Origin of the sequence: Marinifilum sp. N1E240 (assembly GCF_009295825.1) — a bacterium.
Classification (GTDB): domain Bacteria; phylum Bacteroidota; class Bacteroidia; order Bacteroidales; family Marinifilaceae; genus Marinifilum_A; species Marinifilum_A sediminis.
Map to the genome: position 1 here is coordinate 865647 of NZ_WHKF01000002.1, position 21428 is coordinate 887074.

Sequence of the window (21428 nt, forward strand, 5' to 3'; positions counted from 1 at the left end):
TTATCATCAAAAATCTAGCATTCAACAATATTTATTAATGATTCGCATAAGAAATTCAAATCTTCATCACTAATAACATAGGGAGGCATAAGGTAAACAAGCTTACCAAATGGTCTCACCCAAATTCCTTTGTCTACAAACTTTCTTTGTAAATCCGCCATATCCACAGCTTCCTTCATCTCAATTACACCAATTGCACCCAAAACCCTAACATCATTCACTTTCTCATCCTCTGAAATTGAGGATAACTTGTCTTTTAGAATGCCTTCTATGCGTTTTATATTCTGCTTCCAATTTGACCTCAACAGTAAGGAAATACTGGCTATTCCAAGCGAACAAGCCAAAGGATTTCCCATGAAAGTAGGACCATGCATAAAGCATCCTGGAGAACTTCCAGATATTCCGTCACTTATCTTTCTTGTGGTAAGAGTAGCTGCAAAAGACATGTATCCTCCAGTAATAGCTTTGCCGACGACCATGATATCTGGTTCGATATTGGCATGTTCGCATGCAAATAATCTACCTGTTCTTCCAAATCCCGTTGCAATTTCATCAAATATCAGCAAAACGTCAAATTTGTCACATATAGCACGCAATTGGTTCAAATATTCAGGGTGATAAAATCGCATTCCTCCTGCACCCTGAACGATTGGCTCAAGAATCACTGCAGTCAACTCTTCATGATTTTTTTCAATCATACATCTGATTGAATCTATAGATTGTTCATCCCATTCATCTTGAAATTTACAGGATGGAGAATCAGCAAAGAAATTTATAGGTAAAACCCCTGTGAAAATATCATGCATTCCGGTAACAGGATCACAAACCGACATGGCATTAAAAGTATCACCATGATAACCTGATTTTATCGATAAAAACTTATTCTTTTTGAAATTTCCTGTAGCAAATCTGTACTGAAGAGCCATTTTCATCGCAACCTCAACTGCAACAGAGCCAGAATCAGAATAGAAAACCTTTTCTAAACCTATTGGAGTAATCTCAACAAGCAGTTTGGCAAGATCAATTGCAGGTTGATGTGTTAATCCACCAAACATCACATGAGACATTTTCTCAAGTTGAGATTTTACCGCCTCATTCAGTTCAGGATGATTGTATCCATGAATCGCACACCACCAGGAAGACATTCCATCAATTAATTCTCTTCCATCTTCTAGTTTAATTCGTACTCCATCAGCCGATTCAACAGGGTAAACCGGCAAGGGATTATGCATAGAAGTGTAAGGATGCCAAATATGCTCCTTATCAAATGCTAAATCCATTGGTTCATTCATTACTGTCATTCTAAATCAATATTAATCGAATTTCAGCGTAAAGCTAGAATTTCTTACGCTAAAGACATCGTAATTTCACGTATTTTTAAAACATACAGCTAAGCTAATAAAGAAGTGTTATTAGTTCGTTAAACTAGAGTAAGAGTTCAAAAAATTCAGATATTTTGCATTAATTTGCCTCAAATTAAAAAAGATGTGACATGAAAACATTCAAAACAATTTCACTAACAGGTATTATTTTAATGATTTGCTTTAGTTTATCAGCACAAAAGATTTACAATCCTCAAGCTGATGCTAAAAGTGATATTGAAACAGCAATTGTGAAAGCAAAAAAAGAGGGAAAGCACATTCTGATTCAAGTAGGAGGAAACTGGTGTCCATGGTGTATAAAAATGCACAGATACCTTTATTCAGATAACGCAATAAATGAACTACTTGAGCAAAATTACGTTTTCTTGGAACTGAATTACAGTAAAGAAAATAAGAACTTAGAAGTTCTAAAAAGTCTTGACTATCCGCAACGTTTCGGTTTTCCTGTAATGGTTGTTTTAAATGCCGAAGGAGAGAGGTTACACACACAAAATACTGGTAATCTTGAAAAAGATAAGGCTTACGATTTTGACAAAGTGAAGTCTTTTCTATACAACTGGCGTCCTGATGCACTAAATCCAGAGTATTACAAATAATAGGTTAAATATTGCTAATTTGGACTAAGAACTCCGATTTTATTTGAATAAAGAAATAAATATATTTTCTTTGTAACGAATTAATGGCAATAGCTAGAAAAATAAAATACTAAAAAAAAGATATTATGACTATTTCAAAAGATAAAATGGTTTCAGTTATTTACGAATTGAAAACTGATCCAGCGGGTGAAATCATTGAAAAAGCTGTTAACGAAACTCCATTAACATACTTGTGTGGTGCAGGTCAAATGTTAGAGAAATTCGAAGCTAACTTAATGGGTTTAAAAGTAGGTGATACTTTTGATTTTAAATTGGAAACTGCAGAAGCTTATGGTGAAGCTTCAGAGCAAGCTGTTATTGAACTTCCTAAGAACATTTTCGAAGTTAACGGTGAGTTTGACGCAGAAATGATTAAAGAAGGTAATGTTGTACCAATGCAAGATAGTTCAGGTCGTAGAATGAACGGTATTGTATTAGAAGTTACTGATGCGACTGTAAAAATGGACTTTAACCACCCATTAGCTGGAGATGATTTATTCTTCAAAGGTGAGGTTATTGAAGTTAGAGAAGCTACTGGAGAAGAAAAGCAAGCTGCATATGCGCCTCAAGGTGGATGTGATAGCGGAAGCTGTGGAAGCGGTTGTTCTTGCTAATCTCTTTCCTATAAAATATTTCAGACCCGAAAGCCAATGGTTTTCGGGTTTTGTTTTTTTATTTCATAAAAGTACCTTTAAGGCTCAATAAAAAAAGATGATTATGTGGAAACGACTACCTCTTTATGTGAAAATTTTAATTGGAATGGGATTGGGAATTATAGCTGGAATGTTGGCTGTGTATTTCGGTCTAACAAAATTCACAAGTGATTGGATCAAGCCGTGGGGTGGTTTATTTCTTAACTTGCTGAAATTGATTGCAGTTCCCTTAATTTTCGTCTCGTTGGTAAAAGGTATTTCTAGTTTATCCAATATTTCTAAATTATCTAGAATTGGTATTAAAACCATTTCACTCTACGTAATATCTACAGTTATAGCAGTTAGTTTCGGATTGCTTTTGGTGAATAATTTTGAGCCTGGCAATACCTTTCCGCAACATAAAAAGGTAGAACTACAAGAGCGCTTTGGCTCAACTATTAACCTTAAAAAGAATCAGGCAGAGAGTTTAAAAGAAGAATCTCCAATTCAATTTATTGTTGACATAGTACCCGATAATTTTTTTAAAGCTGCAACAGATAACTCTAAAATGCTTCAAATCATATTCTTTGCAATATTGTTTGGCGTGGCAATGGTTATTTTGGAAGAGAAAAAAGTAAAGGTGGTTAGAGATTTCTTTGATGGCATAGATGCTATAATTCTTAAAATAATTGATATCATCATGTTATTTGCACCTTATGGTGTATTTGCACTTATAGCTGGATTAATTGTTGATTTTTCAGGCGATATAGACTTATTTACTGCCTTGGGATATTATGCAATTACCGTTGTTGCAGGATTATTATTTATGATTTTCCTAATCTATCCACTGTTTTTAAGAATCTTTACACCAATCAAATACACCGATTTCTACAAATTTATTTCTCCTGCACAATTGTTGGCATTTTCTACAAGTTCGAGTGCTGCAACACTTCCCGTTACTATGGAATGCGTTGAAAATAAAATGGGAGTTTCCAATGAGGTAGCCAGCTTTGTATTACCTGTTGGAGTAACTATTAATATGGATGGAACCAGTTGTTATCAGGCTATTGCAGCCGTTTTTATTGCTCAGGTATTTGGTGTTCCATTGGATATTTACGACCAGTTAATTATTGTGGTTACTGCTACTTTAGCCTCAATTGGGACACCAGGAGTTCCTGGTGGTAGTATTGTGATGTTGATAATTGTTCTTACTTCAGTTGGTATTCCTATTGAAGGATTGGCTTTAATTTTGGGTATTGATAGACCTTTAGATATGCTAAGAACGGTTGTAAATGTTACAGGTGATGCTACTGTATCAACAATAGTTGCTAAAACTGAAGGAAAATTAAACTACGCACCTAAAATAATTACAAAAAATATTTAAGTCTACAAGTAGCATTAATAGTAGTATTAAGCAATTTTATAATATTTTTGTTTAAACTTTTATTAATTTATATGAACAAAAAATAAATAGAGTTTGTTTCCTGATTGAACCATTAAAATTAATGATATGAATTTCAGGAATTACAAATTTAGTTTGGGATTATTTCTCCTTTTGCTTACTACAGCAGTAACTGTCTCATGTAATGATGATGACGATGATAATAATCCAGCACCGATGCCAATGGAAGAAAGCATTGTAGACATCGTACTCGGAAATAGTGATTTTTCAACTCTTGTAGAAGCTCTTACCAAAGCTGATTTGGTGGAGGTCTTAAATGGTAATGGTCCTTTTACAGTATTTGGTCCAACCAATGCAGCATTTCAAGAATTATTTACAACACTTGGGGTAGATGGTATTGATGATTTGAGTGCTGAAGCTCTTACGCCAATTTTGCTTTATCATGTTTTAGGATCTGAAGCCAAATCGGGTGATCTTACAAATGGCTATGTGGAAACTCTTAGCAACTTTACTCCTGGAGATTTTCCAATCAATTTATTAGTAAATATTGATGGTGGAGTAAGTTTAAATAAGGAAACCAACGTTTCAACCGCCGATGTTATGGCTTCAAATGGTGTGATTCATATTATTGATAAAGTACTACTGCCACCTGATGTTATTGATATTGCTATTACAAATGCTTCCTTTACACATTTGGTAGAGGCTGTTATTAAAGCAGATTTAGTAGATGCCTTAAAAGCTGATGGTCCTTTCACAATTTTTGCGCCAACGGATGATGCTTTCGAAGCCTTATTTACTGAGCTTGGAGTAAATGGAATTGCAGATCTTTCAGCTGAAGCATTGACACCTATCTTGACCTATCACGTTGTTTCAGGCAATGTTAGAGCCGCAGATGTGAGTACAGGTAGCGTGCCAACTTTAAACACTGAAGATGATTTGGATATAACTGCAGATGAATCAGGTGTCTCAATTAATGGAAATACAAATGTTATTGCAACAGATGTTCAGGGATCAAACGGTGTTATTCACGTTGTTGATAAGGTTTTACTTCCGAATCAAGAAGAAGAGCCAGAATCAATTGCTGATATAGCTTCAGGGAATGAAGATTTTACTAGTCTTGTAGCTGCTTTAAGCAAAGCTGATTTGGTTGAAACTTTAGATGGAGAAGGTACTTTTACTGTATTTGCTCCAACCAACGCAGCATTTCAGGAGCTTTTCAATGCTTTGGGCGTATCGGGGATTGAAGAACTTTCAGCAGATGCCTTGACTCAAATTCTACTTTATCATGTCTTATCATCCAAGGTGATGTTAGCAGATATAGAATCAGGATATGTAGAAACATTAAGCACTGATAGCCCTGATGAAGATCCGGTTACTTTAAGAATTGATCTTGACGGAGGAGTGAAACTGAATAAGGAAACCATGGTTACAACAGCCGATATTGAAGCCTTCAACGGTGTGATTCATATCATCGATAAAGTCCTGCTTCCAACAAATGTAGTAGATATTGCTATAGCTAATCCTTCATTCGAACATTTGGTAGCCGCAGTGGTAAAAGCCGACTTAGCGGGTACTTTAAGCGGAGATGGACCTTTTACAATATTTGCTCCGACTGACGAAGCGTTTGAAACTTTATTCTCTGACCTGGGAGTTTCAGGAATTGATGAATTAAGCGCTGAAACACTTACTCCAATTTTATTATACCATGTTGTTTCAGGTAATGTTAGAGCCGAAGATGTAAGTACGGGAATGGTTCCAACTCTTAATGAATCAAATATGCTAGACATTGATGCAAGTTCAGGAGTTGTAATTAATAGCAATACAAATGTTATAGCAACTAACGTACAAGGAACCAATGGTGTAATTCATGCCATAGATAAGGTACTGTTACCTGCAGAATAAAATAATCAATATAAAACCTGCAAACCAATGCGGGTTTTATATTTTTTTATAGATTTAAAATATGTTTCACAAAGCTTAGCTCCCTCTTAAGCCTTCTTAAAATGAACAAAAAATGAGTAAATATTCCATAAAAGATCTTGAGAAAATTACTGGTGTTAAAGCACATACAATAAGAGTATGGGAGAGGAGATACGCTATAATTCAGCCGGAAAGAACGGAAACAAATATTAGATATTACTCTGATAATGATCTAAAACGCTTGCTAAATATCGCCATGCTGAATGATGCTGGGATTAAAATATCTCACTTGGCTAAATTAACGAGTATAGATTTAGAAGCTAAAGTTATGGAGCTCTCTCGATCTAATAAAGTCGAAGCTTTCGCGATCGAAAAACTAACAATGGCAACCGTTAATTTTAACGAGGATTTATTTGAATCAATCCTTTCCAAAAGCCTTCTGGAACAAGGGATGGAAGATACCATAACGAAAGTATTATTTCCATTTTTCGAGAGGGTTGGAATTCTTTGGCAAGTAGGTTCAATTAGTCCGGCTCAGGAGCATTTCATTTCAAATTTAATACGTCAGAAACTATTTGCAGCTATTGACTCCTGTTCTGGTCAGAGAGTAGAGAATGCAAAAAAAATAATCTTCTATCTAAAGGAAGATGAACTACATGAAGTTAGTATTTTATTCTACAATTACATTGCACGCAGAAATGGATTAAGAACACTGTATTTGGGACAAGACTTGCCTTTTAAAGACTTAATAAGTGCAGTAGATGATTACAAACCAAACTTAATTGTAACGTCTTTTATTTCCCCAATAAACTCAGAAGCCTTAAATAAGTATTTAATGAACTTATCTCAATCATTGGATAAGGTAGAACTTAACGTTACAGGCTTGCAATTAAAGCAAGATGAAATTATTGTGCCTCAAAATATTACAATATTAGATTCACCCGATAAATTTAAGGAAGTGATCTCAAAATAAAACACTTCAGAGTCTTATTTTATTTCTGATTTAAAAATCTCATACAAGTCAATACAATAGGCTATTATGAGATTTCCTTATTTAGAATACATATCTATTTACGATTTATGCCAAATGGTAATTTTTTATTTCGTCTAATCTTTTTGTAATTTAGTTAGACAAAATAAAAAAGATAGATCATGACAACAATTGAATTTAAAAATCACATCGTAAGTCTTGAGGATCAATTAAGAATATATGCCTATCGATTAACAACTAATAGAGATGATGCATTAGATCTTTGTCAGGACACAGTATTAAAGGCCATTACATATCGCTCTAAATTCACGCATACTAATTTAAAAGCGTGGATGTTTACCATTATGAAGAACTTATTCATAAATGCTTATCGTAAAAATAAAAAACAAAGAGAATGGATTTCTCACGAAACCAATAGAAATATGGGTTTAATGAATGTAAGCCATGATAATCCACATTCTACCCATAATTACAACGATATTTTAAAAGAACTTAGCAAACTGGATGATCAGCTAAAAACACCTTTTAAATTGTTTCTAAGTGGATTTAAGTATCGTGAGATAGCAGAACAAACAGGATTGCCAATTGGAACTGTTAAAAGCCGTATTTTTCAAGGAAGAAAAGTACTTAGCGAACGATTAAAAGATTTTGCTCATTAAAAACAAACATATTTGTTTCGTGTAGCTAAAAATTACTCACTGTTTATTACCTTTGCGAACAATTAAGGGGATGACTCCCGTGTTACTAAATAAAAAAATAAACAGATGGCTAGTAGAAGACGCTTAAAAAAGGATATAGATTATCTATGTTTCGAAGTTATTTCGGACTGCTACAATTACAATTATTTGCATCCTGCAAAGCAAGATCAGGTATTGGAAATCGTTAGAGATACAATCATTGCCAGAAACGGACTAATTGCCAGAGTTAATCATCCTGACGGAAAAGATAATTCTAAGTTAGTGAAAGCGCATTACAAAGCTATTTTCACTGATTTGCTTAAGAGTGTTGATGAATCTTTTAGTAGATTAAGCAGCTTAATCAAGGAAAAATAATTTTCCGAGAAAGATATTTTAATAGCTTTGCGATTAGCAAAGCTTTTTTTATGCCCGAAAAAATAATAACACTACCAGATTTAGGAGAAATCAGTTTGCGTACTGATAGGCGATTCAGACGATTATCCATTCGAATGGCTCCTAATAAAGGAGTGTGGATCAATTTACCTCCTGGAGTATCGCAAAAGGAAGCTATTGAATTTGCAGTTTCAAACAAAGAGTGGATAATTAAAAATAAGAAGAAGAAAGAGGAAAAAGAAAGTCAAAAAACTGTTTTTAATTCCAATACCGAATTTCGGACCAGATACCACCAGGTGCGTATAACTCCGCAAAAAACCAACGAATATTCTGCCAGCTTGTCTGATGGTAAACTCAAAATTATATATCCGGAGCATATTAGAGTTGAGAGTGAAAATTTTCAGGAGTTTGTGCGACATTCAATTATTGAAACTTTAAGGAGGGAAGCTAAATACTATTTGCCCAAAAGAATAGAACATCTGGCTAAGCTTCACAAATTCACTTATACTTCAGTTCAAGTGAAAAATACCAAAAGTCGATGGGGTTCATGTACTCATGACAATAAAATAAACCTTAGTTTGCATTTAATGCGCTTACCAGAGGAGCTTTCTGATATGGTGATATTACATGAGTTGTGCCATACGAAAATTAAAAATCATTCCGAACAGTTTTGGACTTTATTAGGTCAATATTGTACTGATTTGAATTTTAAACGAAAAGAAATTAAAAAATTCTCAACAAACATTATTTAATATGAGTAAAGAAATCTATATCCTCATAGGAGTCTGCGTATTCGCTTTTCTTATTGGTGGTAAACTCAGGAAAAGTCTAAAGCCAAAGAATAAACCAGTAAAAGGGAAGAAAAACAAGCATAAAGTTCACAAAAAACCAGTTTCTCCAGCAAAAGAAAAACAGAGAAAGATATTTACCATTATTATGCTGACAATAGTTTTTGGACTTCTTATATTTATGATACCAGCATTAAGTAGAGACTTGTTGACCAATGGTGGAGTGTATAGTCAAAACTTAATATTGCGGATTTTAATCGTAGCATTCTCAATTTACATTCTATTTACTGGATTTATTAAAATTAGGAAGACAAAATAGCGTCTAAATTTAGACGAGAAGAATTTAAAAATTGATTACATGGCGTAAAAGTTGCTAAAATAGTGGCTTTTACGCCATTTTTTATGCCTTAAAGTCCCTTAGAAGATGATATTTGTAAATTATCTAGATAGAGGACATAAAATTAATAGTATTTAGGCGAATATATTTCCAAAAAGCAACATTCCAACAATAAACGAATTTACAAATCTAATTTCAAGGTGTAAACTTTAAGATTATTCCGAGTTTACATTAATTACATGCGTCGAACATACAAATGTAACCTAAATTAACGCGCTGTTACATTTGTTTATCACGAATCACTAATGTCAGAATTGACAATAGTTACAAGATTTTAATTGTTTAGTTACAGATTTAAAAGGTTTATAATTGTCATCAGAGTGAATATCCTAACTCATTAAGATCTGATAACCTAGTAGTTGTCGTTACTTCATAAACTAATAATTCAATCGAAAGTTTACATGCGTACGAAACTATATAATTCTAGCAATACAATTGTAACCTTGAGATCTTTAAGATACTCATATTCTGACCTTTATTAATCTTATTCATAGCTATGATTTAAGGTGTTTCACCTATAGAATGCTATATTCTATGCATAAATGTGAAATTTATAGATGTTGCGTAATGTCAATAGGCGCGTTTTGCTCATAGCCTCCTTACTATCAGGCTTTATCAATTTGCTAAGTGTTATCTGATCAAATTCCTCCCTCCAAAGATAAATATTAGATCGTATTGCCCATATAGGTTTAAATATATTGTAATCAACACCTATCAGCCTATTTACAAGACTCGCTCCCTGTGACATTTGTAACGCTGCAAAATAGTTTAACAATGTATCTCTATTCACTTTCGTAAACCACATAAGTAAACTTCGAACTTTTGTACAATTTGCTTTTTGTAAATTATTTTCTAACTTTGTAACATTAATCACAATTAACATCTGTAACTACTTTAAGATTACGACCATGATTAAGAATCGCATTGTTCAATTAATAAGCAGCGAAAGCTTAACTTCCTCTAAATTTGCCGATAAAATTGGAGTGCAACGCTCCAGTATTTCCCATATTCTATCTGGAAGAAATAAGCCTAGCTTCGATTTCATTCAAAAAATCATACATTCCTTCCCTCATATTAGCGTAGATTGGATCATTACTGGTGATGGTGAGATGTATAAACAACAAGAATCTACATCCTTATTCGACTCTCCTGAATTAAATGAGTATAAAGAAGAGACAAATCAGCCACAAGCTACTCAGCCTCCTAAACTAAAAAAAGAGCCTGTATCTAAGCCTAATACGTTATCTGAGCCGGTTTTAGAGATGAATGCCTTTGTTCCTGGTAAGCAAATAGAAAAGGTTGTTGTGTTTTATACTGATAAAACTTTTAGGGAATACAATCCTTCTTAAGCTTTTTTTAAATTATCTTTGCCTGAATTTATTTTTAAATAGATAAAATATTTCTAGGCACCATGAAAAAATTAGTACAGGACTTTGAGGTACTGCGCAAAGATGAACTGAACGATGAACATTTTGTGCTGGATGTAAAGGCTTTAGAGCCACTTCCTGAGATACATCCCGGACAATTTGTAAACGTCTTAGTCAAAGACTCTAGTACCACCTTTTTAAGAAGACCTTTATCCATACATTTTGTTGATTACGAGCAAAATATAATTAAACTCTACATCAAAAAGATTGGAGAAGGAACAAAAAAACTGGGAGAACTTGTAAAGGGTGACTCCCTAAATATCGTATTTCCCTTAGGAAACCAATATTCCATTCCTGAAAACTCTAATACCCTGCTTGTTGGCGGTGGATGTGGCGTCGCCCCTCTACTTTACCTGGCTAAACACCTTCATAAAGCAGGTAATAAGGTAACTACCATACTTGGTGTTAGATCTGCTAAAGATGCCGTAGAATTGGACGCTTATAAGGCTTATGGCGATATATTAGTGACGACTGAAGATGGATCCTTTGGCGAAAAAGGCTATCCAACCCAGCATTCTGCTTTAGACAAAGAAACTTTTGATTACGTATTCACCTGTGGTCCAGAACCTATGATGAAAGCTGTTGCGGCTTATGCACAAAAGAAAGAAATACCATGTGAGGTATCACTTGAGAACACTATGGCTTGCGGATTTGGAGCTTGTTTGTGCTGTGTTACAGAGACTACAACAGGAAATAAATGTACTTGTACCGAAGGACCGGTATTCAATATAAATGATCTGAAATGGTAAATTTAGGAGTAAAACTTAAAGATTTAAGCTTAAAAAATCCCGTAATGACCGCCTCAGGAACCTTTGGTTTTGGTGAAGAGTTTGAGGATTTTATCGATATAAACAGATTAGGCGGTATCATAGTTAAAGGTACTACAAGACACCACCGCGAAGGAAATCCTTATCCTAGAATGGCTGAAACGCCTTCAGGAATGCTTAATGCTGTTGGATTACAGAATAAGGGAGTAGAGAATTTTTGCAGCGAAATATATCCTAGAATTAAGCATTACGATACGAATATTCTGGTAAATGTATCAGGTTCATTAATAGAGGATTACGTAGAAACCGCTGCAATGATTAACGAATTGGAACACATTCCGGCTATCGAATTAAACATCTCTTGTCCTAATGTGAAGGAGGGCGGTATGGCTTTCGGAACCAGCTGTGCATCGGCTGCATCGGTAGTTAAAGAGGTGCGTAAAGTCTATAAAAAGCACCTTATGGTAAAGTTATCTCCTAATGTTACTGATATTACAGAGATTGCTAAAGCAGTTGAAGCTGAAGGTGCTGATTCAGTGTCCTTAATCAACACTTTACTGGGAATGGCAATTAATGCAGAAACAAGAGAACCTCTATTATCTACTGTTACAGGTGGTTTATCGGGACCTTGTGTTAAGCCAGTTGCATTACGAATGGTATGGCAGGTGTTTAATGCGGTTAAGATTCCTATTGTTGGTTTAGGTGGTATAATGAATGCCAAAGATGCAATAGAGTTCTTATTGGCAGGTGCAACTGCAATTCAGTTAGGAACTGCTAATTTCATCGATCCACAGGTAACAGTTAAGGTGATTGAGGGAATTGAGGAATATATGAAAAGGCATAACATTCAAGATATCAATGAATTAATTGGAGGATTGAAATATCAGTAATTAAAAGGCATTTATTAAAGAATTATTTCTTTAATTTAAATTTAATGAGTTTACATTTGTAATTACACTTGTAAACTCATTGTTTTTTATTGCAAGTTTGATATCTTCATTTTAGATTTAAATTATTAGTATACTATAGATATACAGCATGTTACACGGACACGGAGACGACGGATACAAATATAAACAAGCTATTGTTGCCAATTTTAGCACAAATGTGTGGTATGGAGGACAATCAGAAGATCTAAAGAATCATTTAATTAGCAATTGGGATATAATTGATTCCTACCCCGAGGCATCCGCAGAAAGCTTAATTGATTTAATAGCTAAAGATTTAAAAGTTGATCAAGAGATGCTAATAGCTACCAATGGTGCTACAGAAGCCTTCTATTTAATCGCTCAATGTTTTAAAAATCAGTCATCAACCATTGTTATTCCTACCTTTTCGGAATACGAGGACGCCTGTAGAGTTAACAATCATGAACTTTTCTTTACGAACTGGAGTGATTTAACTGCTACAACCAAATTCCACACACGATTGGTTTGGATATGCAATCCTAACAACCCTACCGGATCTATTTTAGATCCCATAAGTTTAGAATCTCTATTGGATTTGAATCAAAATTCAACTTTTATTGTTGATGAAGCCTATATCGATTTTACCGATCAGATTACATCTTCTATAGATTTGATCAAAAAACACAAAAATCTAATCATTGTAAAATCTCTCACTAAAAACTTCGCAATTCCCGGTCTGAGATTGGGATATTTGGTTTCGAACAAGGAAATGGTACAGGATATCGAATTCTACAAGCCTCCATGGACGGTGAATTCACTAGCAATTGAGGCTGGAAAGTACTTGATTGAACACAAAAGTAAAATATTGCCACCTGTAAACTATTACAAATCAGCATCGAAAAAATTACAGGAAAATTTGAATAAAATTACAGGATTGAAAATTCATGCTTCAAAAACTTCCTATTTTTTGATCGAACTAGAAGAAATCAGCTCTTTTGAGCTAAAAAACTACTTAATTTCGGAATTTGGGATACTTGTGAGAGATGCAAGTAATTTTAGAGGACTAAATTCATCCTATATTCGAATTGCCACATTAAACGAAGAAAAAAACCAACTGCTAATTGACGCATTAAAAACATGGAGCAACTTAAATTCATAATCCTACCTCTAATCATTGGATATCTTTTAGATCTTATTTTGGGTGACCCAAGGAAATTACCTCACCCTATTGTTGGATTTGGGAATACAATTTCATTCTTCACAAAATTATTGAACCTTGGTAAATCACGTTTACTTAAAGGTAGTTTAATGACTTTGTTATTAGCAGGTGGAGTCTTCTTTCTATTTTATTTCATGGAAGTATTTTTAATGGAAATCAGTGAAATAGCATTAATAAGCTTCACGAGTATTTTTGTTTTTTATGGATTAGCCAACAAATCTCTATTACAAGAAGGCATTGAGGTTTTTGATCATTTAAACAACAAGGGATTAGAAGCCGGAAGGAAACGCCTATCCTGGATCGTTGGAAGAGATACTTCAGAGTTAAGTGAAAAAGAAATTAGACTTGCGGTATTCGAAACACTTTCTGAGAATCTTTCGGACGGTGTAGTTGCACCCTTATTCTATTACGCCATTGGAGGTGTTCCAGGAATGATGTGCTATAAAATGATCAATACTATGGATTCTATGATTGGTTATAAGAATGAAAAGTACATTTTATTTGGAAGGTTCGCAGCACGACTTGATGATGTTGCAAACTTTATTCCTTCAAGAATTACAGCACTTTTAATGGCATTGGTAAGCTGTAGTTACAAGTCTTTACGATACATTTTTAAATATGGAAAGGCGCATACAAGTCCGAATGCTGGTTATCCCGAAGCTGCTTTAGCTGGAATTCTGGATTGTCAGTTTGGTGGACCTCACAATTATGGTGGGAAATTAGTACATAAACCCTTTATTGGTGAGAACAATCGTCAAATTGAAGATTCTGAAATTAAGAGAATTATCTATATTAATCATGCTGTATGTTTTCTTTCAATTGTCATTATTATAGCCTGCTTTTTTCCCTATGCAATACTGCTGTAAAAAAGAAAAAATCTGTTTACTGCATTCTTATAAATTTGTAACTTCACAATTTCTGATTTAACACAATTATACAAGGAGTAATATAATGATTCACCTAATTACTGGCGGGCAAAGATCAGGCAAAAGTAAGTTTGCCGAGAAGCTTATTCTTAATAAAACCAACAATCCTATCTATCTGGCAACCTCCAGAATATGGGATGATAATCATAGAAAAAGAATTGAGGCACATCAAGCCAGAAGAGGTGAACAATGGACCAATATAGAAGAAGAAAAATACCTGAATAAACATGATTTTACAGGTGAAATTGTTCTATTGGACTGTATTACGCTTTGGCTCAATAACTTCTTTTTCGATAACGGTGATGATGATGAAAAAACACTTGCTCAGTGCCTTAGTGAATTGGATAAATTATTTGCTCAAGACTGTGATTTGATCATTGTCAGCAACGAATTAGGACTTGGAGGTCATCCTGAAAATAAAATGGCTTATCGTTTTAATGATTTACAAGGAACAATAAACCAACACATTGCAAACAAGGCTAATGTGGTAACGCTTGTTGTTTCCGGTATTCCTGTCGAAATTAAAAACACACTATAACAACACACTTAACCAACTAACCAATATGAAAAATTTATTTAACATCTGCGCATTTGTATTTGCGCTGGTTTTAATTAGTACAACATCTTGTAGAAGAGTTGAAACTAAATCCGACACCAAATTAAAAGTTGGAGTATTCGATAAAAATGGTGATAGCCCATGGTGTATCGAGGATGCCATTCAAGCTCTAAAAATAGACCCTTCGATTGATTGTGAAGTGATTAGAGCAAGTCAGATAGTATCTGATGAAATATTAGATTTCGATGCCATTGTATTTCCAGGAGGTAGCGGAAGAAGTGAAACCCAAAGTCTAGGAGAAAGCGGAATGGACAGAGTTGTTCAACTTGTAAAAGATAAGGGAATTGCTGTTGTTGGGATTTGTGCAGGAGCTTATATCATGTCAAATACACCTGATTATCCTTGTTTAAAACTAACTGGATTCGAAGCAATTGATATTGAGCACGATCATAGAGGTCATGGATTGGCTAAGTTTTCACTGAGCGAAGAAGGAAAAAAGATTTTCCCGGAGTTGGCTGATCGCGATATTTCTTTTTGCCAGTATTATGAAGGTCCGGTTTTAATTTCTGCTAATGATGAAGTTGAAAAAACAGACTTAGGAACCATGTTATCTGATGTTCATACTGTTGAAGGTTCTCCTGCAGATATGACAAACAATCGTCCGTTTATTGTTAGTGCAAAATTAGGAAAAGGAAAAGTTGCTTCTTTCGTAGGTCACCCTGAATGTACTCCAGGTATGAGATGGATGTTGCCAAGAATTGTTCGTTGGGCTACGAATTCTGAAATGATTTCTTACCCAAAATCTGTTGTTCGTCCAGATTTTTTCAAAAATGAAATCATCTACACTAAGGATATTCAGGAACTTCAAACGAAATATTATGCAAATTTATCAGGAACAAAAGAAGAGAAATTAGAAGCTATTGATAAGGTAATCGAATTGGCTTGTTGGTCTTCTAAAAAATGGATTCCTGGAATGTTAAGAGATAAAGATGCGGATGTTAGAGCTAAAGCATCTCGAGCTATTGTTTTATTGGAAAGAACCGATGCTTTACCTGATTTAGAGATGGCAGTTGTAAATGAGAAAAATGACGATTGCAAAAAGCAATTACAAACCAGCTTGCAGGATTTAAAGCTGATTCTTGGAAAAAACAGAAAGTAATAAAGATATGATGAAGTTTGAGATTAGCTGTTTGTCTGATAAATTAGACAAACAGCTCTGTGAGAAGATTGACACGAAGACAAAGCCTATAGGTGCGCTTGGTATGCTTGAAAAAATTGCTTTCCAAATGGGAAGAATTCAAAACACTTTAGAGCCGCAAATTAAAAAACCTAATGTTGTGGTATTTGCTGGTGATCATGGTATTGCTGACGATGGCGTTAGTTTTTATCCCAAATCGGTAAGTTTTCAGATGCTTTACAATTACATGCAGGGAGGAGCAGCCATAAGCGTTTTTTCGCGACAACACAATATAGATTTTAAAGTAGTTGACTGTGGTGTTGATCATGATTTTGAACCAGATCTGAACATCATCAATAGAAAAATAGCTTACGGTACCAATAATTACAGATTTGGACCAGCTATGACAAAAGAACAATGTTTGAAAGGAATTGAGCAGGGCGCTCAAATAATGGAAGACATTCATAAAGAAGACTGTAATTTCATCACCTTTGGAGAGAAAGGTATTGGAAATACATCTTCGGCAGCATTGATACTAAGCCTACTGGGCGATATTCCTTTGGATGAATGCGTTGGACGTGGCACCGGATTGGATAAAGAAGGTGTTAAATCTAAATATGATCTTTTAAATGAAGGTTTATCGAAATACAATAAAGGAAATGATCCTATAGATGTATTGACTCACTTTGGTGGATTCGAAATTGTAACTATTGTTGGTGCAATGCTGAAAGCTGCAGAGTTAAAAATGACCTTGCTGATTGATGGTTTCATTATTACATCTGCCTTACTTGCAGCATTTAAAATCAATCCTAAAGTAAGAGAATACTGTTTGTTCGCTCACAAATCGAACGAGCAAGCACACATTAAAATGCTAAATATTCTTGGGGCTGATCCTATTTTGGATATTGGCATGAGATTAGGAGAAGCTACCGGAGCGATGGTTTGCTATCCAATCGTAAAAAGTGCAGTACAGTTTATGAACGAAATGGCTTCTTTCCAGGAAGCTGGTGTAAGTGAATCAAGCGAAGAAATTTTTTAGATATTAAATAAATACACCCCTCTCTCTATCGAGATCTCCCCTAAAAAGGGAGAATGCATAAAAATAGAGTAAGATTTAAATTTACAGCTTCCCCTTTTAGGGAAAGTGCCGACAGGCGAAAGGGTGAATTATACAATGTTTTAACAACTTTTAAAGCCTATGAATTTCAATATAGATAAGCCAAACGAAACTCTTATTGAGCAACTACAACATAAAATAGATTTTAAAACCAAACCTATTGGATCTCTAGGGGTATTGGAGCAATTAGCTGTCAAAATTGGTAGTATTCAGGAAACTTTATCTCCTGAATTAAAGAAACCTGTGATCATGGTTTTTGCTGCCGATCATGGAATCGCATTGGATGGTGTGAGTCCTTATCCACAGGAAGTAACCTGGCAAATGGTTGCCAACTTTATGGCTGGAGGCGCTGCGATAAATGTATTTGGTCGTCAAAACAATATCGATATTAAAATTGTGGATGCCGGCGTAAATTACGATTTCGATAAAAACTCTGGTGTTATCGATGCTAAAGTTGCTTATGGAACAAAGAGTTACTTGAATAATGCTGCCATGAGTAACGAACAATTCGAATTGGCACTTAAAAGAGGAGCTGACTTAGCCGAAAAAATGCATAACGAAGGAAGCAACGTTATTGGCTTTGGTGAAATGGGAATTGCCAATACTTCTTCAGCAGCAGTACTTTTGCATTTACTTACCAAGGTTGATTTAAAAGAATGCGTTGGACGTGGAACTGGCTGGGATGATGAAGGCTTGAAGCGAAAATATGAAATTCTAAAATCTGCTGTTGAAAACTACAATGGTGATAAATCGATAGAAAGTATTTTCTCTCACTTCGGAGGTTTTGAGATTGTAATGATTGCAGGAGCTATGCTTAAGGCTGCTGAATTAAAAATGATTATCATGGTAGATGGTTTCATTATTACTTCTGCTTTGTTAGCAGCTTCTAAAATGAATCCTAATGTGCTAGAATACTGTATCTTTACTCATAAATCGAACGAGAACGGTCACAAGCACATGCTAGAGCATTTAAATGCAAATGCAATACTTGATTTAGGAATGCGCTTAGGCGAAGGTACAGGAGCTGCTGTGGCTTATCCAATTATCGAATCAGCTGTTAACTTTTTAAACCAAATGGCTAGTTTCGAAGATGCTGGAGTTAGTAACAGCGATAAAATCAATTAAAAATACCGATTGGGATTCCGACTTCAGTTCGGATTCCCAATACTAAATAATAGCACTTTCAATCACATCATGAAAGAACTCAACATTTTCTTTACAGGATTGTCCTTTTTTACCAGAATTCCTTTTCCAAAAGGAGCTGAGTTTAAAAAGGAGTATCAGCATGAAGCACTTAAATATTTTCCAATTGCAGGATTGATTATTGGAGGTTTTGCGGCTTTGGTATTCTACTTGTCAAACTTGGTTCTTCCTTTTAATCTGTCAGTTGTTTTAAGTTTAGGATTAACAGTCTTATTTACTGGTGGATTGCACGAAGATGGTTTTATGGATGTTTGTGATGGATTTGGAGGAGGATGGACCAAAGAGCGCATTCTGGCAATCATGAAAGACTCTTTGATTGGAGCTTTTGGAGTTACAGGCATTGCCTTTTTAATTCTAACTAAATATTTTTGCCAATACAATGTATCTGCTGCAAATTTACCATGGATAATAATTGCGGCACATTCTACCACAAGAATGGTAGCTGCAACTTTGGTGAATACACACCAATATGCAAGAGTAGACAATTCGAAAGCAAAGGATTACAGTCAGAAATTAAGCTCAGGTAATTTCATTTTCATGTTGATTACAGGAGTTTTACCTTTACTTCTTCTGGGAAGCATTAAGTTTTTTCTGATTTTGATTCCTGTATATCTTTGCAAGTTCTTACTGGGAAGATATTACAACAAATGGATTGGCGGCTTTACCGGAGATTGCATAGGGGCAACCCAACAAATTTGTGAAGTGGTTTTCTATCTATCGTATTTAATCCTAATAAATTGGTAAGCTAAACCAAAACCGGTAGGAAATAAAAGTACACAACTACCGATACTATTATAATAGATAATAAAAGAAAGAGTAACACTAAAAAAGGCAAATCTTCATCTATATTTGGATAAATGATCTGAAGGGTTTGTCGTAAATATTGTCTCATTTGTAGGGGATTGAGTGTTGCAATTCGAAATATACGTAAACTAAATAGAACATGGAAATATATTTAATCCGTCACACGAAAGTAGCAGTAGAACAAGGAGTTTGCTACGGACAAAAAGATGTTGACTTAGCAGAAAGCTATCCTGTGGAGTTGGAAGCTTTAAAGGAAAAGCTAAAGGGAATCGAATTCGATCAAATTTTTACAAGCCCTTTAAACCGAGCAAAGAAATTGGCTACTGATATTTTTGGAGATAAGGTTCAGGAAGAAAAGCGATTAATGGAATTGAACTTTGGCGATTGGGAAGGTAAAGTTTGGGATGAAATTAAAGATCCTTTATTTCCTGCCTGGATGGAAGATTTCGTAAACAAAAAATGTTCGAACGGAGAATCGTTTGTAATGCTTCGCGATCGTGTTTTGGAATTCTGGAACGAGGTGAAAGCCAAAGATTGCGAACGAATTGCTATTTTCTCACATGGTGGTGTAATGCGTACCATTAACGCAATTGATAAAAACATCAAGCTGGAAGATTCATTCAACGAACCAACACCAGAATTTGGTGAAGTTGTTATCATTAAGGCATAAAGTAAGTTGTATAAGTACTTTAAAAGCAGAAATACTAAATGTTTCTGCTTTTTTGTTTATACATAATTGATTCTTTTCGACAATTATCTCAGTAATACAAGCTTTTCAAGCCAACAAAGAGAGTGAAATTTCTGTCGAATGTGCTTTGCAAGCTTGCAAAGCACATTTTCCTACAAAAAATAGAGACTGCAGACCTGCAAACGATATTCGATTTCGGTAGAATAGGCTTTGCAGGCTTAGTAATCTTATTCCTCGCCAATAAAATAGGTATCACATGCTTGCAAACTACATTTTACTACAATCGAACCTGCTGTATAAGCTTGAAAAGTACATTCAATTATTGTGGAATTATCTTTGCATGAATGCAAAGCACAGGCTACCCATTTTTCCTGGTCATTACAGGTGCAAATTTGTCATCAAGAAATAAAATACTATTTTAGCAGGCAGAAATTAACAATAATTTTACATGAGAACGTTATTTGTTTCCTTATTTTGCTTGATTATTACGGCTTCCGCATGTACCGAGCGCATTACTTTCACACAAGAAAGTGTATTGCCGGAATATGCCGAAATTCATAGCAAAGATGACGTTCGTCCATTCGTAGATTCTAGTGTTACTCCTTATATATACACTAAGGTTATCTCCTTAAGAAAACTTCCTGTAAAAGAGAAAAAGGTAAAGTTTGTGGAGATGTTACTTCCATCAATTTTACTTGCCCAACATGAATTGAACCAGAAAATCAAGCGACTGGATCACATCGAATCCTGGTTATTAGAACATCCAAATTACATTAAAAGCGATAGCTTGTTTTTATTCCAATTGTACGATCAATACAAATGCTCTGATCTAACAGAATTAAGAAACAGATTAAAGCCACATCCGGCAAGTATTGTTTTAGGGCAAGCAGCATTGGAATCTGGTTGGGGATCTTCCAGATTTTTTCAGGAAGGGAATAATGTATTTGGAATTTGGTCTTATAATAAAGGAGAGAACAGAATTAAAGCCTTGGTAGGAAGAGATTCAATCAATATTTATGTGCGTAAATATCCAAGCATTGAGGCTTCGGTAAAAGATTACTATCAAACCATTGGAAGAGTTCATGCTTATAAGGAATTTAGACTTGAGAGAGTTGACAATGATGATCCTTATAAGTTGGTACCATTATTGCACCGATATTCGGAAGTAGGTGATATCTATACAAAAAAACTACATAAGCTTATCAAGAATAACAATTTAACGAAGTATGACAATTATGCTATTAATGTAAGCTTCATAAAAGAAGAAACCATGGAATTGGCGCAAATAAGTAGGTTTCATTTAAAAAGTCTTTATTGAAGAATATTTTTAGCTTAATTCTATTTGATTATTCTTTGAAATAGTTATTTTTAGGCTTGTTTTAGCGAAAAAAATTAAAATCAAATAATCATAAAATTCTA

22 protein-coding genes are annotated in these 21428 nt (G+C 34.6%); 21 read left to right on the forward strand and 1 reads right to left on the reverse strand.

The annotated features are described in order from the left end of the window. Positions 1-14: 14 nt before the first annotated feature. Entirely contained in the window at positions 15-1301 is a 1287-nt protein-coding gene (bioA, locus tag GCQ56_RS08485) for an adenosylmethionine--8-amino-7-oxononanoate transaminase (protein WP_227006032.1), read from the reverse strand. A gap of 191 nt (positions 1302-1492) precedes the next feature. Between bioA and GCQ56_RS08490 the strand changes: the two genes are divergently transcribed. The 21 genes from GCQ56_RS08490 (at position 1493) to GCQ56_RS08590 (ending at position 21327) form a co-directional block, all read left to right on the forward strand. Continuing rightward, the gene (locus GCQ56_RS08490; RefSeq protein ID WP_152734030.1) at positions 1493-1978 is read left to right on the forward strand and encodes a thioredoxin family protein; all 486 of its coding nucleotides are present in this window, start codon (positions 1493-1495) and stop codon (positions 1976-1978) included. Positions 1979-2103: 125 nt separating this feature from the next. Next, complete coding sequence (locus GCQ56_RS08495) at positions 2104-2631, forward strand: peptidylprolyl isomerase (protein ID WP_152734031.1); 528 nt, start codon at positions 2104-2106, stop codon at positions 2629-2631. Between the two features lie 103 nt (positions 2632-2734). Continuing rightward, entirely contained in the window at positions 2735-4033 is a 1299-nt protein-coding gene (locus tag GCQ56_RS08500; RefSeq protein WP_152734032.1) for a dicarboxylate/amino acid:cation symporter, read from the forward strand. Between the two features lie 126 nt (positions 4034-4159). Beyond that, the gene (locus tag GCQ56_RS08505) at positions 4160-5953 is read left to right on the forward strand and encodes a fasciclin domain-containing protein (protein WP_152734033.1); all 1794 of its coding nucleotides are present in this window, start codon (positions 4160-4162) and stop codon (positions 5951-5953) included. A gap of 112 nt (positions 5954-6065) precedes the next feature. Continuing rightward, on the forward strand, positions 6066-6944 hold the full coding sequence (locus GCQ56_RS08510) for a MerR family transcriptional regulator (protein WP_152734034.1): 879 nt from the start codon (positions 6066-6068) through the stop codon (positions 6942-6944). A gap of 179 nt (positions 6945-7123) precedes the next feature. Continuing rightward, positions 7124-7621, forward strand: a complete 498-nt coding sequence (locus GCQ56_RS08515; protein ID WP_152734035.1) for an RNA polymerase sigma factor — start codon at positions 7124-7126, stop codon at positions 7619-7621. Between the two features lie 105 nt (positions 7622-7726). After that, entirely contained in the window at positions 7727-8014 is a 288-nt protein-coding gene (locus GCQ56_RS08520) for a hypothetical protein (RefSeq protein ID WP_152734036.1), read from the forward strand. 50 nt (positions 8015-8064) lie between these two features. Beyond that, a complete protein-coding gene (locus tag GCQ56_RS08525; RefSeq protein WP_152734037.1) occupies positions 8065-8784 on the forward strand; it encodes a M48 family metallopeptidase in 720 nt (239 codons plus the stop codon). Between the two features lies 1 nt (position 8785). Then, positions 8786-9139, forward strand: a complete 354-nt coding sequence (locus GCQ56_RS08530; RefSeq protein WP_152734038.1) for a hypothetical protein — start codon at positions 8786-8788, stop codon at positions 9137-9139. Between the two features lie 986 nt (positions 9140-10125). Next, a complete protein-coding gene (locus tag GCQ56_RS08535; RefSeq protein ID WP_152734039.1) occupies positions 10126-10566 on the forward strand; it encodes a helix-turn-helix transcriptional regulator in 441 nt (146 codons plus the stop codon). A 62-nt stretch (positions 10567-10628) separates the two neighbouring features. Next, positions 10629-11393 carry a dihydroorotate dehydrogenase electron transfer subunit gene (locus tag GCQ56_RS08540; protein ID WP_152734040.1) on the forward strand — a complete coding sequence of 255 codons (765 nt, stop codon included), beginning with the start codon at positions 10629-10631 and terminating at the stop codon, positions 11391-11393. Then, positions 11387-12301: a dihydroorotate dehydrogenase gene (locus GCQ56_RS08545; protein ID WP_152734041.1), complete on the forward strand. Its 915-nt coding sequence runs from the start codon at positions 11387-11389 to the stop codon at positions 12299-12301. The genes GCQ56_RS08540 and GCQ56_RS08545 overlap by 7 nt, the downstream gene beginning before the upstream one ends. A gap of 148 nt (positions 12302-12449) precedes the next feature. Continuing rightward, positions 12450-13478: a histidinol-phosphate transaminase gene (locus GCQ56_RS08550; RefSeq protein ID WP_152734042.1), complete on the forward strand. Its 1029-nt coding sequence runs from the start codon at positions 12450-12452 to the stop codon at positions 13476-13478. Continuing rightward, complete coding sequence (gene cbiB / locus GCQ56_RS08555) at positions 13457-14404, forward strand: adenosylcobinamide-phosphate synthase CbiB (RefSeq protein ID WP_152734043.1); 948 nt, start codon at positions 13457-13459, stop codon at positions 14402-14404. The genes GCQ56_RS08550 and cbiB overlap by 22 nt, the downstream gene beginning before the upstream one ends. Positions 14405-14489: 85 nt before the next feature. After that, complete coding sequence (gene cobU / locus GCQ56_RS08560; RefSeq protein ID WP_152734044.1) at positions 14490-15002, forward strand: bifunctional adenosylcobinamide kinase/adenosylcobinamide-phosphate guanylyltransferase; 513 nt, start codon at positions 14490-14492, stop codon at positions 15000-15002. 25 nt (positions 15003-15027) lie between these two features. Further along, positions 15028-16179: a BPL-N domain-containing protein gene (locus tag GCQ56_RS08565; RefSeq protein WP_152734045.1), complete on the forward strand. Its 1152-nt coding sequence runs from the start codon at positions 15028-15030 to the stop codon at positions 16177-16179. Continuing rightward, a complete protein-coding gene (gene cobT / locus GCQ56_RS08570) occupies positions 16160-17236 on the forward strand; it encodes a nicotinate-nucleotide--dimethylbenzimidazole phosphoribosyltransferase (RefSeq protein WP_227006033.1) in 1077 nt (358 codons plus the stop codon). Before GCQ56_RS08565 ends, cobT (GCQ56_RS08570) begins: the two co-directional genes overlap by 20 nt. Positions 17237-17395: 159 nt before the next feature. Next, entirely contained in the window at positions 17396-18439 is a 1044-nt protein-coding gene (cobT, locus tag GCQ56_RS08575) for a nicotinate-nucleotide--dimethylbenzimidazole phosphoribosyltransferase (protein ID WP_152734046.1), read from the forward strand. A 69-nt stretch (positions 18440-18508) separates the two neighbouring features. Next, positions 18509-19261 (forward strand): adenosylcobinamide-GDP ribazoletransferase, encoded by a 753-nt coding sequence (cobS, locus tag GCQ56_RS08580; protein WP_152734047.1) that lies wholly within the window; start codon positions 18509-18511, stop codon positions 19259-19261. Between the two features lie 199 nt (positions 19262-19460). Next, a complete protein-coding gene (gene cobC, locus GCQ56_RS08585; protein WP_152734048.1) occupies positions 19461-19991 on the forward strand; it encodes an alpha-ribazole phosphatase in 531 nt (176 codons plus the stop codon). Between the two features lie 466 nt (positions 19992-20457). Next, positions 20458-21327 carry a glucosaminidase domain-containing protein gene (locus GCQ56_RS08590; protein WP_152734049.1) on the forward strand — a complete coding sequence of 290 codons (870 nt, stop codon included), beginning with the start codon at positions 20458-20460 and terminating at the stop codon, positions 21325-21327. Positions 21328-21428 lie beyond the last annotated feature (101 nt).

What these genes read in the sequence shown, in the direction of transcription:
- bioA (WP_227006032.1), bottom strand. Translation starts at nt 1,301, where the DNA reads ATGACAGTAATGAATGAACCAATGGATTTAGCATTTGATAAGGAGCAT.
- GCQ56_RS08490 (WP_152734030.1), top strand. Translation starts at nt 1,493, where the DNA reads ATGAAAACATTCAAAACAATTTCACTAACAGGTATTATTTTAATGATT.
- GCQ56_RS08495 (WP_152734031.1), top strand. Translation starts at nt 2,104, where the DNA reads ATGACTATTTCAAAAGATAAAATGGTTTCAGTTATTTACGAATTGAAA.
- GCQ56_RS08500 (WP_152734032.1), top strand. Translation starts at nt 2,735, where the DNA reads ATGTGGAAACGACTACCTCTTTATGTGAAAATTTTAATTGGAATGGGA.
- GCQ56_RS08505 (WP_152734033.1), top strand. Translation starts at nt 4,160, where the DNA reads ATGAATTTCAGGAATTACAAATTTAGTTTGGGATTATTTCTCCTTTTG.
- GCQ56_RS08510 (WP_152734034.1), top strand. Translation starts at nt 6,066, where the DNA reads ATGAGTAAATATTCCATAAAAGATCTTGAGAAAATTACTGGTGTTAAA.
- GCQ56_RS08515 (WP_152734035.1), top strand. Translation starts at nt 7,124, where the DNA reads ATGACAACAATTGAATTTAAAAATCACATCGTAAGTCTTGAGGATCAA.
- GCQ56_RS08520 (WP_152734036.1), top strand. Translation starts at nt 7,727, where the DNA reads ATGGCTAGTAGAAGACGCTTAAAAAAGGATATAGATTATCTATGTTTC.
- GCQ56_RS08525 (WP_152734037.1), top strand. Translation starts at nt 8,065, where the DNA reads ATGCCCGAAAAAATAATAACACTACCAGATTTAGGAGAAATCAGTTTG.
- GCQ56_RS08530 (WP_152734038.1), top strand. Translation starts at nt 8,786, where the DNA reads ATGAGTAAAGAAATCTATATCCTCATAGGAGTCTGCGTATTCGCTTTT.
- GCQ56_RS08535 (WP_152734039.1), top strand. Translation starts at nt 10,126, where the DNA reads ATGATTAAGAATCGCATTGTTCAATTAATAAGCAGCGAAAGCTTAACT.
- GCQ56_RS08540 (WP_152734040.1), top strand. Translation starts at nt 10,629, where the DNA reads ATGAAAAAATTAGTACAGGACTTTGAGGTACTGCGCAAAGATGAACTG.
- GCQ56_RS08545 (WP_152734041.1), top strand. Translation starts at nt 11,387, where the DNA reads ATGGTAAATTTAGGAGTAAAACTTAAAGATTTAAGCTTAAAAAATCCC.
- GCQ56_RS08550 (WP_152734042.1), top strand. Translation starts at nt 12,450, where the DNA reads ATGTTACACGGACACGGAGACGACGGATACAAATATAAACAAGCTATT.
- cbiB (WP_152734043.1), top strand. Translation starts at nt 13,457, where the DNA reads ATGGAGCAACTTAAATTCATAATCCTACCTCTAATCATTGGATATCTT.
- cobU (WP_152734044.1), top strand. Translation starts at nt 14,490, where the DNA reads ATGATTCACCTAATTACTGGCGGGCAAAGATCAGGCAAAAGTAAGTTT.
- GCQ56_RS08565 (WP_152734045.1), top strand. Translation starts at nt 15,028, where the DNA reads ATGAAAAATTTATTTAACATCTGCGCATTTGTATTTGCGCTGGTTTTA.
- cobT (WP_152734046.1), top strand. Translation starts at nt 17,396, where the DNA reads ATGAATTTCAATATAGATAAGCCAAACGAAACTCTTATTGAGCAACTA.
- cobS (WP_152734047.1), top strand. Translation starts at nt 18,509, where the DNA reads ATGAAAGAACTCAACATTTTCTTTACAGGATTGTCCTTTTTTACCAGA.
- cobC (WP_152734048.1), top strand. Translation starts at nt 19,461, where the DNA reads ATGGAAATATATTTAATCCGTCACACGAAAGTAGCAGTAGAACAAGGA.
- GCQ56_RS08590 (WP_152734049.1), top strand. Translation starts at nt 20,458, where the DNA reads ATGAGAACGTTATTTGTTTCCTTATTTTGCTTGATTATTACGGCTTCC.